This is a genomic window from Mesorhizobium sp. WSM4807 (assembly GCF_055811615.1).
This window is the reverse complement of sequence record NZ_JBVVQY010000003.1, coordinates 1-13,134: the sequence shown is the minus strand read 5'-3', so window position 1 is coordinate 13,134 and position 13,134 is coordinate 1. Positions and strand designations below refer to the sequence as shown.

Annotated in this window: 14 protein-coding genes and 3 pseudogenes; 6 read left to right on the top strand and 11 right to left on the bottom strand. The window is 63.2% G+C overall.

Going from position 1 to position 13,134, the window contains the following annotated elements; genetic code table 11:
- Positions 1-2: 2 nt before the first annotated feature.
- The 3 genes from AC0L3N_RS04280 to AC0L3N_RS04270 are packed head-to-tail and all read right to left on the bottom strand — an operon-like array spanning position 3 to position 2,069.
- Entirely contained in the window at positions 3-803 is an 801-nt protein-coding gene (locus tag AC0L3N_RS04280) for an HvfC/BufC N-terminal domain-containing protein (protein WP_473545877.1), read from the bottom strand.
- Positions 790-1,713, bottom strand: a complete 924-nt coding sequence (bufB, locus tag AC0L3N_RS04275; protein ID WP_473545875.1) for an MNIO family bufferin maturase — start codon at positions 1,711-1,713, stop codon at positions 790-792. Before bufB ends, AC0L3N_RS04280 begins: the two co-directional genes overlap by 14 nt.
- Positions 1,714-1,745: 32 nt before the next feature.
- Positions 1,746-2,069 (bottom strand): BufA1 family periplasmic bufferin-type metallophore, encoded by a 324-nt coding sequence (locus AC0L3N_RS04270; protein ID WP_473546337.1) that lies wholly within the window; start codon positions 2,067-2,069, stop codon positions 1,746-1,748.
- Between the two features lie 280 nt (positions 2,070-2,349).
- Between AC0L3N_RS04270 and AC0L3N_RS04265 the strand changes: the two genes are divergently transcribed.
- Positions 2,350-3,117 (top strand): YbaY family lipoprotein, encoded by a 768-nt coding sequence (locus AC0L3N_RS04265; protein WP_473545874.1) that lies wholly within the window; start codon positions 2,350-2,352, stop codon positions 3,115-3,117.
- Positions 3,118-3,254: 137 nt separating this feature from the next.
- Here AC0L3N_RS04265 and ndk read toward each other — a convergent pair whose 3' ends face one another.
- The 4 genes and pseudogenes from ndk to AC0L3N_RS04245 form a co-directional block, all read right to left on the bottom strand.
- Positions 3,255-3,677 (bottom strand): nucleoside-diphosphate kinase, encoded by a 423-nt coding sequence (gene ndk, locus AC0L3N_RS04260; protein ID WP_473545872.1) that lies wholly within the window; start codon positions 3,675-3,677, stop codon positions 3,255-3,257.
- Positions 3,678-3,888: 211 nt separating this feature from the next.
- Positions 3,889-4,185: a DUF1905 domain-containing protein gene (locus AC0L3N_RS04255; RefSeq protein WP_473545871.1), complete on the bottom strand. Its 297-nt coding sequence runs from the start codon at positions 4,183-4,185 to the stop codon at positions 3,889-3,891.
- Positions 4,186-4,343: 158 nt separating this feature from the next.
- Positions 4,344-4,982: pseudogene (gene bluB / locus AC0L3N_RS04250) on the bottom strand (5,6-dimethylbenzimidazole synthase).
- A gap of 125 nt (positions 4,983-5,107) precedes the next feature.
- Positions 5,108-5,230, bottom strand: a pseudogene (locus AC0L3N_RS04245) (glutathione S-transferase family protein); the annotation flags it as partial.
- Positions 5,231-5,326: 96 nt separating this feature from the next.
- Here AC0L3N_RS04245 and AC0L3N_RS04240 point away from each other — a divergent pair.
- A complete protein-coding gene (locus AC0L3N_RS04240) occupies positions 5,327-5,707 on the top strand; it encodes a hypothetical protein (RefSeq protein ID WP_123151279.1) in 381 nt (126 codons plus the stop codon).
- 150 nt (positions 5,708-5,857) lie between these two features.
- Positions 5,858-6,144 (top strand): annotated as a pseudogene (locus AC0L3N_RS04235) (alpha/beta hydrolase); the annotation flags it as partial.
- A 1-nt stretch (position 6,145) separates the two neighbouring features.
- Here AC0L3N_RS04235 and AC0L3N_RS04230 read toward each other — a convergent pair.
- Positions 6,146-6,847, bottom strand: a complete 702-nt coding sequence (locus AC0L3N_RS04230) for a glutathione S-transferase family protein (protein ID WP_473545869.1) — start codon at positions 6,845-6,847, stop codon at positions 6,146-6,148.
- Positions 6,848-7,005: 158 nt separating this feature from the next.
- Here AC0L3N_RS04230 and AC0L3N_RS04225 point away from each other — a divergent pair, with 158 nt between their 5' ends.
- Positions 7,006-7,518: a DinB family protein gene (locus AC0L3N_RS04225; RefSeq protein WP_473545867.1), complete on the top strand. Its 513-nt coding sequence runs from the start codon at positions 7,006-7,008 to the stop codon at positions 7,516-7,518.
- 91 nt (positions 7,519-7,609) lie between these two features.
- On the opposite strand, the gene AC0L3N_RS04220 is transcribed toward AC0L3N_RS04225, so the two are convergent.
- The 3 genes from AC0L3N_RS04220 to AC0L3N_RS04210 form a co-directional block, all read right to left on the bottom strand.
- On the bottom strand, positions 7,610-7,912 hold the full coding sequence (locus AC0L3N_RS04220; RefSeq protein WP_473545865.1) for a DUF982 domain-containing protein: 303 nt from the start codon (positions 7,910-7,912) through the stop codon (positions 7,610-7,612).
- A 157-nt stretch (positions 7,913-8,069) separates the two neighbouring features.
- Complete coding sequence (locus AC0L3N_RS04215; protein WP_473545863.1) at positions 8,070-10,151, bottom strand: ATP-dependent helicase; 2,082 nt, start codon at positions 10,149-10,151, stop codon at positions 8,070-8,072.
- Between the two features lie 101 nt (positions 10,152-10,252).
- Positions 10,253-10,423 carry a hypothetical protein gene (locus AC0L3N_RS04210; RefSeq protein WP_473545861.1) on the bottom strand — a complete coding sequence of 57 codons (171 nt, stop codon included), beginning with the start codon at positions 10,421-10,423 and terminating at the stop codon, positions 10,253-10,255.
- A 130-nt stretch (positions 10,424-10,553) separates the two neighbouring features.
- On the opposite strand from AC0L3N_RS04210, the gene AC0L3N_RS04205 reads away from it, so the two are divergent.
- Together AC0L3N_RS04205 and AC0L3N_RS04200 are read left to right on the top strand one after the other, a co-directional pair.
- Positions 10,554-10,724: a hypothetical protein gene (locus tag AC0L3N_RS04205; protein WP_165848808.1), complete on the top strand. Its 171-nt coding sequence runs from the start codon at positions 10,554-10,556 to the stop codon at positions 10,722-10,724.
- Between the two features lie 407 nt (positions 10,725-11,131).
- Positions 11,132-13,009 carry an ABC-F family ATP-binding cassette domain-containing protein gene (locus AC0L3N_RS04200; RefSeq protein WP_473545859.1) on the top strand — a complete coding sequence of 626 codons (1,878 nt, stop codon included), beginning with the start codon at positions 11,132-11,134 and terminating at the stop codon, positions 13,007-13,009.
- Positions 13,010-13,134 lie beyond the last annotated feature (125 nt).

Here is a 13,134-nt window from a genome sequence, read left to right as displayed (position 1 = left end):
GGTCATCCTCCCTGGTGTGCCGCCGTGAAGGCGCCTGCTTGCAGCAGGCCGGCAATGTTCACGGCAAGGTCGAATTCGGCACGCTCCGCAAATGCTGCCGCCGCCGCCGCGCCGAGCGGCTCGCCCGTCATGAGACGGTCCAGGAAAACAGCACCGCCGGGCGGCAGGTGGTGAACGAAGACTTCGATGCCGGGCCGCGTGACCAGCGCATCTTCAGGGTCGCCCGCCTCAATCCGCCCGACAGGACCGTCGCTCCGGTTTGCCGCAAAGATCGTCACGACCGGATAGCGCGAGCGTATGGCGCGCGTTGCCGGGTGCGGCACGAACACGGTATCGGCCAGCCGTTCGGGCGGGATCGCCGCCAGTGCTCGGGACGCCAACGGTTCCGCGTCTGCGGCATGATAGGCGTCGAGCCAGGCACGCTCCATGCGCGCCACGTCGGCCAGCCACGGCATCGACTGCGCGTATTCGTAGCGCTCGATGAAATCGGGAAAGTCGCGGCCGTATTCGAACAGGAGCGGCGAGGTGGGTGGCGTTTCGCGGACATGAAAGCGCGCCATCGCGCGAAAGAAGTCCGGGCCAGTGATGCGCAGCGTCGCTGGAAAGCTGGCGGCCAGCGCATCGATCAGGCTGACCGTGACGTTGTTGCGGTAGACGGCATATCGCTTGATCGCAGCCTTCCCGTTCGGCCCCGAGACAACCTCAGGCGGGGCTCGGTCAGGATCGAGCAAACCGGCGGTGAATGCCGCGGCATAGTCGAACCGGCGGCCGAGATCGCGCGACTGGAGCTCATCCTGCGGCATGGGCTTTTCCGAACAAGCTGTCGGCATGACGGTCGAGGATCGCCTGGGCGGCGGCGGCCTCCGCCTTGAGCACCGGCCAATCGGGAATGTCGCTATCCCATTCGATCAGCGTCGGCAGCGGCCCGCATCGGCCGATGACGACATCGAAAAGCTTCCAGACCGCGTCGGCGACCGGGCCGTCATGGCTGTCGATGAGCAGCAGATCGCCCTCGTCATCCTCCTGCTCGGCGTGCCCGGCCAGATGGATTTGGCCGACATGCTGAAGCGGGAAATCCGCGAGATAGGAAAGGGCTGAAAAGCCGTGGTTGGTGGCTGAAACAAAGACGTTGTTGACGTCGAGCAGCAAGCCGCAACCGGTACGCCGCACCAGCTCTCGGATGAAATCCGTCTCGCTCATAGTCGATTCCGGGAAAAGGACGTAGGTCGAGGGGTTCTCGAGCAGTATCGGGCGGCCGATCGTCCCCTGCACCTCATCGATATGATCCGCCACTCGCGAAACCGTTGCATGCGTATAGGGTAGGGGAAGCAGGTCGTTGTAATAGGTTGTGTCGTGGGTCGACCAGGCGAGATGCTCGGAAACGAGCGCCGGTTCATAGCGGTCGACGAGCGCCTTGAAACGACCGAGATGCGCTTTGTCGAGCGGCCGCGGTCCGCCGATCGACATGCATACCCCGTGCAGCGAAACGGGATAGTCGCGGCGGATCTTGGTCAGCGCATCGTGCGGCGGGCCGCCGGCGCCCATGTAGTTTTCGGCGTGGACCTCGAAGAAGCCGTCCTTTGGGTCGTCGCCGAGGATCGCGGGTAGATGCTCGTGCTTGAAACTGGTGCCGGCAAGGCCAGCGATCGGGTGCGCCGGAAAGCGCGAGGTTTTCGACACGCGGGATGTTGGGTGAGTGACCATTCCGTTCATCTACATCTCCGCTTTCCGGGCAGTTGCATTGCTTACGACGGGATGTCGCGGGTCAGCTCTGTGGGCGAGCCCTTGCGGTCGCCGGGCAGGTCCATCGTAGTGCAGGTGCCGCCGTCGACAAATTTCCAGGCGTTGCCCTGATAATCGACAGTCGAGGTGCCTTGGCAGGTAGTGCCGGGTCCTGCCTTGCAGTCGTTCTGCCCCTTCAGGGCGACACCAAAGCACTTCTCCTTGCCGGCATCCATCGCCGCCTTGGCCTCTGCCTCGGACAGCGGCGCGGCCGTCGCAAAAGAAGCAAGAGCCGTGGCAACGGCGCCGGCCAGAAAGGCCGCGCTCACGGTTGATCTTGTTGACATGATTTCACCTCCGATTGGGTTGTTGCGCGCGCGGTTCCTCAAGCGCGCATTGGTCAGTTCGGTCCGGAGGTTCCCTGTGTTACATCTTTTGGGAACACGACTTCGTGATCGCCTTGGGTCTGGCTTGAGCAAAATTTTGCCGGTCACCAAAGAGGCCGACGACAAGGCCGCAAGCCGCTGGAAGGCGCCGTCGTCCGAATAGTCCGTGTCGGCGTCACGGAACCACCGCAATCCTGCGAGACCTTCCGACCAGTTTGGGTGCGCCATGGGGAGCAGGATCATGCTGGACAGGATCGCCGAGTTCTTCATCTTCGGTGTCGTGCCGCTGGTCGTTGGTATACTGGTGATGCCTGAGTTGTCCGTCGCTGCCGAGAAGACCCTGAAGGGCGAGGTGACGTATCGCGAGCGCGTCGCGCTGCCGCCCAACGCCGTGCTTTCCGTGCAGCTTGCCAATGTCTCGCAGGCCGATGCGCCGGCCGCTGTCATCGGCGAGCGGAAGATGGCGCCGGCCGGCCAGGTGCCGATCAAGTTCGAGGTCAGCTTCGATCCCCAGGTGATCCGGCCTGATATGACCTACGTGCTGCAGGCGCGCATCACCGTCGACGACAGGCTGTTGTTCATCTCCGATATGCGCCACCAGGTCGATCCGCTGAGCGACGCGCCGCAGACCATCATGCTGAAGATGGTGACGTCGAGCGAGCAGCCGGCGTCGGCCCCGGTGTTCGGGCAGATCTGGCTGATCGAGTATATCGACGGCATTGGTGTGATCGCCGAGCCCCAGGCGACGTTCAGGATCGACGAGGCCGGCAAGGCCGGCGGCAGCGGCCCTTGCAACGTCTACTTCGCCATCGCCAAAGTCGATGATTCGACGATCGCCATCAATGACATCGGTTCGACCTTCAAGGCCTGCGCGCCCGAGATCATGGCCGAGGAAAAGGCGCTGTTCGAGGCGCTGGCCAAGGCGGCGTCATACCATGTCGACGCCGGCAAGCTTGTTATCGCCGACAAGGACGGCCGCGTCATCCTGCGCTTCAACGCCGCGAGCTGATCGTTCAAAACCGGTTTCGGTTTTTGAGCATCTTGCGCGGTTGGAGGGCGGGAGTCCGGTGCAGGATCGCCGCAACGAAAAAAGGCCAGCATTGCGCCGGCCTTTTTTGCATGTGACGTGGTGATGGGCTTATCGGCTCAGCCGACGATCTCGGTGTCCGAGAACCAGTATTTGATCTCCTGCGCGGCCGTCTCCGGCGCATCGGAGCCGTGCACGGAATTCTCGCCGATCGACAGCGCGTGTACCTTGCGGATGGTGCCTTCGGCGGCGTTGGCCGGGTTGGTGGCGCCCATCACGTCGCGGTTTTTGGCAATGGCGTTCTCGCCTTCCAGCACCTGCACGACCGTTGGGCCCGCCGACATGGACTCGACCAGCTCGCCGAAGAACGGACGATCCTTGTGGACGGCATAAAAACCTTCCGCCTCGCGGCGGCTCATCCACACCCGGCGCGAGGCGATGACGCGCAGGCCGGCTTCTTCGAGCATCTGGGTGATGGCGCCGGTGAGATTGCGCCGGGTTGCGTCCGGCTTGATCATGGAAAAGGTGCGTTCGAGCGCCATGGGTCGTCCTTGTGATGGAGAGTGGAATTCAGGGTGGCGGGCTCTATACAAGCCGCCCGCCGGCTTGCCAAGGGGCTGGCACTAATGCATGTCGCGCAAAAGTGCGCAGCGGTTTTGCGATAACGACATGCATTAAAACAAGAACTTAAGCGCGTCGCCGACGCGCTTTAGCCGCCGCATAGCGTGTCGCCGTCAGCCAAGACCAATGTTGTCATAACTGCATCTCGATCGTCAGGTTGGCCGTATCGCCAGCCCGAAGGCCTTCGCGGACCCGCACCGCCGTCTTGATCGGCAACAGCAGGCTGCCGGATTTCTTGTCGGGAAACAGCGATGTCCGCCATCTGGTCTGGCCTATGACGGCTTCCACGCCAAGCGAACCCCAGGGCCGTGCCATGCCCGCCGTCGCCGTCTTGATCCGTGCCCCAAGCTCCGGCGGCAGCGTCACGAAATGCCAGCCGCCCTTGCCTGGATAGACCCAGATCTCGGCCTGCACGTCGTAGCGAAACATTTTGTGCCCTTCCTCAGATCAAGGCTGTCACCGGTGGCTTCGCCATAGTGCCATGTTGGCAACGCCGGCGATTGGCGAAAACATCCATGATATCATTCTTCCCTGCATGGAGGAGCCATTCTTCCCCTGCAAGAGAGGATGCCAGCGTCGCCGTTGCGCTACCGCCTTATCACCATCGAAGCACGCCGGACTTCCCAGCCCTCCCGTTCCAGTTCCGGCACGCTGTGGTTCTCGCTCGGGTAGCCGACGTAGAAGTAACCGATCAGCGTCCACTCCGGCGGCGCGTCCAGGATCGTCGCCATTTCGGCCGGATCGAGGATCGAGACCCAGCCCATGCCTATTCCTTCCGCACGCGCCGCCAGCCAAAAGGTGTGTGGATTGCCATCACCGCCGAATATTCGATGGTCGCGGGCATGGTCAGGCGGCCGAGCCCATGCCCCTGTTCTGTCGCGCGGTCGGCGAAAACCGCGAATTGACAAGGCGCCTCGTTCAGGCCGGCAAGTTTCAGGCGCGAATAAAGCGCGGCGCGTTTCGTTTCGTCGTGGTCGAGAGTGCGGCGTGCCGCGGCGGCGTCAGGGCATGCTTTGAGCGCTGCAATGCGGAGGCGCTCGCATCGTTCGGCGGCGCCAGGGCTGGCTCAGCCCGACCGAGGGCGCAATGCTGGCGACGTCAAGCAGCCGCTCCAGCGCGCCTTCCGGAAGCGGTGTCGGCTTGAATCGCCTGACGTCCCGCCGCCACAGGAAGAGATTGACCAGATCGGCGCGAAAATCGTCCGGGAATTCCGGGCCTGACGTCATGGTGTCGTGCTGCCTTTGCTAAAGGGAGTAGGGGAGTAGGACAGTAGGGCAGTAGGGCAGTAGGGCATAAGGCACTAGGTATGCGCGCCGCCGCGACTTCCCTACTACCTTACTGCCTTACCCCCCTATGCGGCGGCAGCCGCCGCCACCTTGCGGCGGAGGCCGCCATGCAGGTCGAGGCAGCGCTCGAACCACTGCGCCACCACATCGCTGTCGTCGAGCAACCGGTGGGGCGAGGCGATGCTGGCCGGGCTATTTTGGTTCACAGTCGGATCAGGCGCGCCCGCGTTCATCGGCGGTTCAGGTTCCATGGCGTAACATTGGCCCAGCAAAGGAGGAGGGCCATGAAAAAGCTCTTGTCTGTCCTTGTGGCCGCAGTTTTCGGTACGGCTTTTGCCTTGCCTTTGAATGCCGCGCCTCTCTCTATTCCGAAATCTGAGCAGGTGCAGAACAGCGCCGTCGAACAGGTTAGGCACCGTAGACACTGGCGACACAACTATGGTCACTGGCGGGGTGGTCGTCACTGGAACCGACGATACGCATTGCGGGGGTGTGGCTACTATGGGTGTTACCCGCGCCGCTATTATAGGCCCTACTACAGACCTTTTTATCGCCCCTACTACGGCTTTAGCCCCTACTACGGCTTTAGCCCCTATTACGGCCACCGTGGTTACTACCCGCACTACTACAATGGCTCAGGAGTGAGCATCTATCTGCATTTCTAGCTACGAAATCGTGGAAAGCGTCCCATACCCCCAAGCGCGGTTTCAGGGAAGGCGGAAAGCTGGCGGACCAGAGTGTTGGATGCCCGACGCGAATCGAATGGCCTTGGCCATTCCGATTTCAAGTTTGCAATCCGTCAGAGGATTTTGACTTCCGCAGCTGCACTCCGGACCCTGAAGATCGGGAGCGCCGGACTTTTCCTAGCCGGGTGGTCGCAGGGCGGCTTCGTGACGATGGCTTTCCTGGAAAAACTCGAGAGAGCGGGCATTTCAGTGAAGGCAGCTGCCACGGCAAGTGCGCCGATCGATATCTTTGTGGCATTGAACGGCGCCCTGAACTTTCCCCGAAAAAGGATGATGCACCGTGGATGACGACGATCGTCATCCTGACGGCCTTCTCCTTTGAGAACTACTACGGCACTCCCTTACTGCCTTACTCCCCTATGCGGCGGCGGCGGCCGCCGCCCCCATGCGGCCGAGGCCATCATGCAGGTCGAGGCAGCGCTCGAACCACTGCGCCACCACATCGCTGTCGTCGAGCAACCGGTAGGGGGAGGCGATGCGCGCCCATTGCAGCGCGCCGAAGACGATGTAGTCCGCAAACAGCGGTGATTGGCCGCCGATGAACGGCTGATAGGCGAGCGTCGAGCGCAACGGTTCCAGCGAGGCGCGGAAGGCGCCAAGGCCGGCGTCGCGCGCCGCCATCACCTCTTCCAGTCTCTTGCCGAAGCGCTGCTCGCGGTTTTGGCGGAAATAGGCGGCGTTCGCCTCGTCCTGCATGGCGTGGAGGTCCATGATCGCCGCAGTGGTGACATAGGGATGGATGGTCAGTTGCGACCAGCGTTCGATGAAGCGCGCCATCGCCTTGCCGCCGTCGCCGGAAAACAATGTCGGCCGCTCGGGATAGGCCTCGTCGAGATAGAGCGCGATGGCGAAAGAATCGGCGACCACCTTCTCGCCGTCGCGGATCACCGGAACGAGTTTCGAAACGCCGCCTTCAACTGTCGGCACTTCGAGAAAACATGTCGGCACGGTGGAGATGTCGAGCCCCTTGTGGGCAAGCGCCATCGCCGCCTTCCAGCAATGCGGGCTGAACGGACGGGCGGTATCGTGCCCGACGAGGTCATAGAGCAGAATGGTCATTGGCGGCAGCTTCCTTGCGGTCTACTAGAGCGATGTGCATCCACTTGGAAAGTACGCTCTGGCACTTTTGAATCTAAGCATCGGCCCGAAAACGGTACCGATTTTCGGGCCGATGCGGTAGGCACCCGGAACGGGGTCTCGTTGGTCGGGAGAAAAAAATGAAACAGCACTTCATGATGTTTGCGGCCTACAATCAATGGGCCAATAGCCGCATCTACGATGCCGCCGCCGATCTCGACGAGGAGGAATTTCACCGCAATGTCGGTGTTTTCTTCGGCTCGATAATGGGCACGCTCAACCATCTTCTGACCGCCGATCGCATCTGGATGAGACGCTTTACCGGCGAGGGCGACGCGCCGGCCAGGCTCGATACGATCCAGCACCGCGCCTTGCCGGGCTTGCGGCTGGCGCGCGAGGCCGAAGACAAAAGGATCATCGACTGGGTCGGGGCGTTAAGCGACAGGGCCTTGTCCGGCCGCTTCTCCTACATGACCGTCTCCGACATGCGCACCGTCTCGCAGCGGTTGGCGCCGGCGCTCGATCATTTCTTCAACCACCAGACCCATCACCGCGGCCAGGCGCACGCGATCCTGACCGTTCTCGGCCGGCCTTCGGTGCCACTCGACCTGACGCTGTTCCAGCGTAGCGAAGAGGGGCGCGCCTACGCCTGATTTCGGATTATCCGGATCGAACTGAAAGGGAAAACCCGTCGAAGATGAACAGCATCTCGACGGGCCATAGGCGCAAAAGAGGCCTAGCCAGTCAGGCGGCGTACCCGCCCTGGCCCCGGGCGGCCGGCTTGACCGAGACCGCCGGCTGGGCGGAAGGCCAGAGAATGCCTGCCGTCACCGCGAAGGTGATCAAGGCATCGCGTGCCGCTTCGGGCGAGATCTCGCCGGCGCGTGCCGCCTCGCAGGCCTTCACCGCTGCGCCGTAGCTCAGGCGTCGCCGCGATGGCGGGAACTCGGTCAGGAACTCATGCATGTCGAAGAGCGAAGCGATCATGCGCTTATGGCCGGCGCCGACGGTTACGGCGACCGGGGTGAAAAATGTCGTGTCGTGCATTCTGGCCTCTTGAATTGGGCGGAGGTGACGGCGGACGCCGCTCTCCGACCTGGGTCGGACGCCCAGAAACGCGGATTGCGGCTTCAGGTTCCATGTTGCCGAAATTTGGTTTTAGCCGCCAGGTCCCATGGCATGAGGGCCGTGCCGAAGAAGCGGCCTATTTCCACATGTCACGCATGCGGGCGCCAAGGTCGACGCGCACTTGCGGCTGGCGGCGCGGATCGTCCTTGACCTGGACGCTCGCCCACGATGTCTGTTCGAAGGCACTGAGGATCGAGGCCGGGATGAAGCGGGTGCGCGAGGCGTAAACGTGACGATCGCCACGCGCCGCCTGGCCGTGGACGAAAAAGCGCTGCGGCATGACTAGGTGCAGGCCGTCCTTGGCCCGCGTCATCGCCACGTAGAGCAGGCGGCGCTCCTCGTCGATGTCCGCCTCGCTGCCAACAGCGAGGTCGATAGGGATACAGCCGTCGACGGTGTTGAGCACGAAGACGTTCTTCCATTCCTGGCCCTTGGCAGAATGGATGGTCGACAGGATCAGATAGTCCTCGTCGCGATGCGGCGGCCCAGCCTCGTCGCTGGTCGCATCCGGCGGATCGAGCGTCAGCTCGGTGAGGAAACGCTCGCGCGAGGCGTAGCCCGAGGCGATCTGTTCGAGCTGCAGAATATCGGCCCGGCGCGTCGTTGCGTCCTCGTGGATGCGGTCAAGATGCGGCTCATACCAGAGCCTGACCTGTTCGAGATCAACAGGCCATTTTCCCGACCCGGTGCGAAGCTGCGAGAACAGCGCGACGAAACCCGGCCAGTCGTCGGCGGCGCGTTGCGGCGGCCGGTAGCGCGCCAGCCCCATCGCTTCGTCGAGCGACGTCGCCATGGTGTCGACGATCTGCGAAGCCGCCGAAGGGCCGATGCCGGGCAAAAGCTGCAGCACGCGAAAACCGGCGACGCGGTCGCGCGGGTTTTCGGCGAAGCGCAGCACCGCCAGCACGTCCTTGACATGGGCGGCGTCGAGGAACTTCAGCCCGCCGAACTTGACGAACGGGATGTTGCGGCGCGTCAGCTCGATCTCCAGCGGCCCGCTGTGGTGCGAGGCGCGAAACAGCACGGCCTGCGCCTTCAGCGCCGTGCCGGCCTCACGCTCGGTCAGGATCGCCTGGCAGACGTAACTCACCTGCTCGGCCTCGTCGCGAACGCTGACCAGCTTCGGCTTTTCGGTCGATCTGCGCTCCGACCAGAGGTTCTTGGCAAAGCGCTCCGAGGCCTCGCCGATCACCGCATTGGCGGCGGCCAGGATGGTCTCGGTCGAGCGGTAGTTGCGCTCCAGCATGACGATCTCGGCCGGCTGCGCGAATTGTTTGGGGAAGTCGAGGATGTTGCGCACTTCCGCCGCGCGAAACGAATAGATCGACTGCGCGTCGTCGCCGACCACCGTCAGCCCGGATCCGTCCGGCTTGAGCGCCGTGAGGATCGCGGCCTGCAGCCGGTTGGTGTCCTGGTACTCGTCGACCAGCACATGGTCGAAACGCCCACCCAGATGCGCTGATATCTCCGGCTCGCCGGCCATCTGCGCCCAGTAGAGCAGCAGGTCGTCGTAATCGAGCACGTTCTGCGCCTGCTTGGCCTCGACATATCGGGCAAACAGCGCCTTAAGCTGTTCTGCCCAACCCGCGCACCAGGGAAACACCGAACCGAGAATCTCGCCGAGCGGCGCCTGCGCGTTGACCGCACGCGAATAGATCGCCAGGCACGTGCCCTTGGTCGGAAAACGGCCTTCGGTTTTCGAGAAGCCGAGTTCGTGCCGGGCGAGGTTCATCAGGTCGGCCGAATCCTCTCGGTCATGGATGGTGAAGGCCGGATCGAGGCCGATCTCCAGCGCATAGTCGCGCAGCAGCCTGGCGCCAATGCCGTGAAATGTGCCGGCCCAGCTCAGCGCATCGGTGATAATGGAAGCGTCCCGGCCGAGCACCTCGCCGGCGATGCGCTCGACCCGCTTGGCCATTTCCGATGCGGCACGACGCGAAAACGTCATCAAAAGGATGCGCCTGGGGTCAGCGCCCCTGACGATCAGATGCGCGACGCGATGCGCCAGCGTGCTGGTCTTGCCGGAGCCGGCGCCGGCGATCACCAGCAACGGCCCGGCGACCGCGCCGTCGCCATGCTCGACGGCAAGGCACTGCTCGGCATTCAGCTTTGCGAGATAGGCAGGCCGGAAGGTCGAATCACGGGCAGCGAGGTTCATTGCCCATCAAGCATCGTTTCTGCTTTGTTCGCAACGCTCTCGACGTGAAAGTTGCGACCGATGCGTCCGATTCTACTGGCGCACCAGCCGATGAACTGGGCCTAGCGCTGGGGCTCTACGCCCATCGCCGCCGACTGCCGCGGCAACGACTTGTCGTCATCGGGAGGCGGCAGCAACAGCGGATCGAAGTCGTCGGGCACTTCGTCAATGATTTCCCTGACTATGCGGTAGGCCACGTAGATGGCGGCCCCGGTTATGAGCAGACGGATCATGATTTTCTCCACTGGTATGAACCAACCGAAGAGGCCGCGTTTTGTTCCCCGCTTTCCAAAGGCCCCGAGCTCTGCCTGAGGGTGCAACCAAATCGGCACCGTCTCGTTTGCCCGGTGACAGGAGGTTGCGATGAACAAGCTATCAATCTCGTTGGCTTTGGCGGCGGCGCTGGCTGTCGCGGCTTGCGATAACAACATCCCACCGACAAAGGCCCCCGGCGCCGATCAAAACCCGCAGGTCGACCCTGCACCCAACTCGACGTCAGGCGATGATCAACCCGGCGCGCCGTCGGCGCAGTGATGGAACGCAGTAGGAAAGGTGGCCGGCGCCGCTTGGGAGGGGAGCGATGACGCCGGCCAGGCGGGTATCAGGTCCGCCGCATACCTAGAGATAGCTGAGTCTTGCCGTTGCGTCATGGGGTGATCGCGGAAGACCACCGCCTTGAACAGGCAATCAACTGACAAATGTGACAAAACTGCAATTTTCAGATGCGAGAAGTCGATGCTCGCCAGGCGCCGCGCCGTCGCAGCAGGGTCCCGGCCCAATTCAAAGCTGGCCCTCTGATCCGGCGAGGCCGGCAATCGGATCAATCGTCTTCCCCACCGCGGCATAAAGCAACCGGCCGCGCCGGGCATTTTCATACCTTATCCGGCCAAGCGGCGCTCAAGGTCTTGCGAAGCGCTGACGTCCCGTGCAAAAGCGCGGCCATGCTGATCATTAACGACCTTTCGCTCCGCATGGCCGGACGCCTGCTTCTTGACCATGCCTCGCTGACCTTGCCGGCCGGCAGCAAGGCAGGGCTTGTCGGTCGCAACGGCACCGGCAAAACGACTTTGTTCAAGGCGATCACCGGCGACCTCGCCTCCGAGAGCGGCTCGATCGGCCTGCCGAAGAACACGCGCATCGGCCAGGTGGCGCAGGAAGCGCCCGGCACTGAGGAGCCGCTGATCGAGATCGTGCTCAAGGCCGACCTTGAACGCTCCGCACTGATCGAGGAGGAAAAGACGGCGACCGATCCTCACCGCATCGCCGATATCCACATGCGGCTGGCCGATATCGACGCCCATTCGGCCGAGTCGCGCGCTGCCACCATCCTCGCCGGCCTCGGCTTCGACGACGCCGCCCAGCGGCGGCCGGCCTCGTCCTTCTCCGGCGGCTGGCGCATGCGGGTGGCGCTGGCGGCGGTGCTGTTTGCCGAGCCCGATCTTCTGCTGCTCGACGAGCCGACCAACTATCTCGACCTCGAAGGCACGCTATGGCTGGAAAACTACGTGTCGAAATATCCGCACACGGTGCTGCTGATCTCGCACGACCGCGACCTGCTCAACCGCGCCGTCAACTCGATCGTCCATCTCGACCAGAAGAAACTGACCTTCTGGCGCGGCGGCTACGACCAGTTCGAGCGCCAATACACCGAGCAGCGCGAATTGCAGGAGAAGGGCAGGGTCAAGCAGGAAGCCGCACGCAAGCACATGGAGTCCTTCGTCGAGCGCTTCCGCGCCAAAGCTTCCAAGGCGAGACAGGCCCAGTCGCGCATCAAGGCGCTGGAGAAGATGAAGCCGATCGCCGCAATTGTGAACGACAACGTGCGGCCGTTCTCCTTTCCCGAGCCGGTGAAGACCGTGGCCTCGCCGATTATTGCGCTCAACAGCGTCAATGTCGGCTATGTCCAGGGTGAGCCGATCCTGAAGAAGATGACGCTGCGCGTCGATGCCGACGATCGCATCGCGCTGCTTGGTGCCAACGGCAACGGCAAGTCGACCTTCGCCAAATTGCTGTCCGGCCGCCTGAAGCAGGAGACCGGCACCATGACGGTGGCGCCCGGCCTGAAGGTGGCGATCTTTGCCCAGCATCAGCTCGACGATCTCCGACCGAATGAAAACGCCTATGAGCATGTCCGCCGGCTGATGCCGGAAGCGCTGGAATCGAAGGTGCGCGGCCGCGTCGCCCAGTTCGGCCTGACCACCGAGAAGATGAACACCGCCGCCAAGGACCTGTCCGGCGGCGAGAAGGCGCGGCTGCTGATGGGCCTGTCGGCGTTCGAGGGGCCAAACCTGTTCATCCTCGACGAACCGACCAACCATCTCGATATCGACAGCCGTGAATCGCTGATCCATGCGCTGAACGAATTTCCCGGCGCCGTCATCCTGATCTCGCACGACCGCCATCTGCTCGAGGCGACGGCCGACCGGCTGTGGCTGGTCAAGGACGGCACGGTCAACCCCTATGACGGCGACCTTGATGACTACAAGACGCTGGTCACCGGCGTATCAGGCGACCGCCGCGGCAAGCGCGAGGCCGAAAAAGCCTCGAAGGCCGACCGCCGCCGCGATGCGGCCGCACGCCGCGCCACCTTCGAGCCGCTGGCCAAGGAGATCCGCGCCACCGAAGCGCTGATGGACCGCATCCGCAAGCGCATCGACTTGATCGAGGACGAGCTCGCCAATCCGGCGGTCTATGAAAAGGACCCGTCGACGGCGACACGGCTGGCCAAGGAGCGCTCGCAGCTGGCCCAGACGCTCTCCGCCCATGAGGAAAAATGGCTGTCGATGTCGGCGGAATACGAGGAAGGCACGGCGGAGTAGCGCGACGCCCCTCCTGCCTTCGCCCACAAGGGGAGAAGGGAAGGCCCACAGGGCTCCGAATCCAGGTTAACGGCGTAGGTCGCCGAGGATTGCGGCGAGGTAGTCGGTGCTCCAGCCTGCCTTTT

Bases quoted from the DNA above. Each gene is read 5' to 3' on its own strand.
- AC0L3N_RS04270 (WP_473546337.1), bottom strand. From the start codon at position 2,069: ATGTCAACAAGATCAACCGTGAGCGCGGCCTTTCTGGCCGGCGCCGTT.
- AC0L3N_RS04210 (WP_473545861.1), bottom strand. From the start codon at position 10,423: ATGATCCGTCTGCTCATAACCGGGGCCGCCATCTACGTGGCCTACCGC.
- AC0L3N_RS04220 (WP_473545865.1), bottom strand. From the start codon at position 7,912: ATGCACGACACGACATTTTTCACCCCGGTCGCCGTAACCGTCGGCGCC.
- AC0L3N_RS04280 (WP_473545877.1), bottom strand. From the start codon at position 803: ATGCCGCAGGATGAGCTCCAGTCGCGCGATCTCGGCCGCCGGTTCGAC.
- ndk (WP_473545872.1), bottom strand. From the start codon at position 3,677: ATGGCGCTCGAACGCACCTTTTCCATGATCAAGCCGGACGCAACCCGG.
- AC0L3N_RS04225 (WP_473545867.1), top strand. From the start codon at position 7,006: ATGAAACAGCACTTCATGATGTTTGCGGCCTACAATCAATGGGCCAAT.
- AC0L3N_RS04255 (WP_473545871.1), bottom strand. From the start codon at position 4,185: ATGTTTCGCTACGACGTGCAGGCCGAGATCTGGGTCTATCCAGGCAAG.
- AC0L3N_RS04265 (WP_473545874.1), top strand. From the start codon at position 2,350: ATGCTGGACAGGATCGCCGAGTTCTTCATCTTCGGTGTCGTGCCGCTG.
- AC0L3N_RS04200 (WP_473545859.1), top strand. From the start codon at position 11,132: ATGCTGATCATTAACGACCTTTCGCTCCGCATGGCCGGACGCCTGCTT.
- AC0L3N_RS04230 (WP_473545869.1), bottom strand. From the start codon at position 6,847: ATGACCATTCTGCTCTATGACCTCGTCGGGCACGATACCGCCCGTCCG.
- AC0L3N_RS04205 (WP_165848808.1), top strand. From the start codon at position 10,554: ATGAACAAGCTATCAATCTCGTTGGCTTTGGCGGCGGCGCTGGCTGTC.
- AC0L3N_RS04240 (WP_123151279.1), top strand. From the start codon at position 5,327: ATGAAAAAGCTCTTGTCTGTCCTTGTGGCCGCAGTTTTCGGTACGGCT.
- bufB (WP_473545875.1), bottom strand. From the start codon at position 1,713: ATGAACGGAATGGTCACTCACCCAACATCCCGCGTGTCGAAAACCTCG.
- AC0L3N_RS04215 (WP_473545863.1), bottom strand. From the start codon at position 10,151: ATGAACCTCGCTGCCCGTGATTCGACCTTCCGGCCTGCCTATCTCGCA.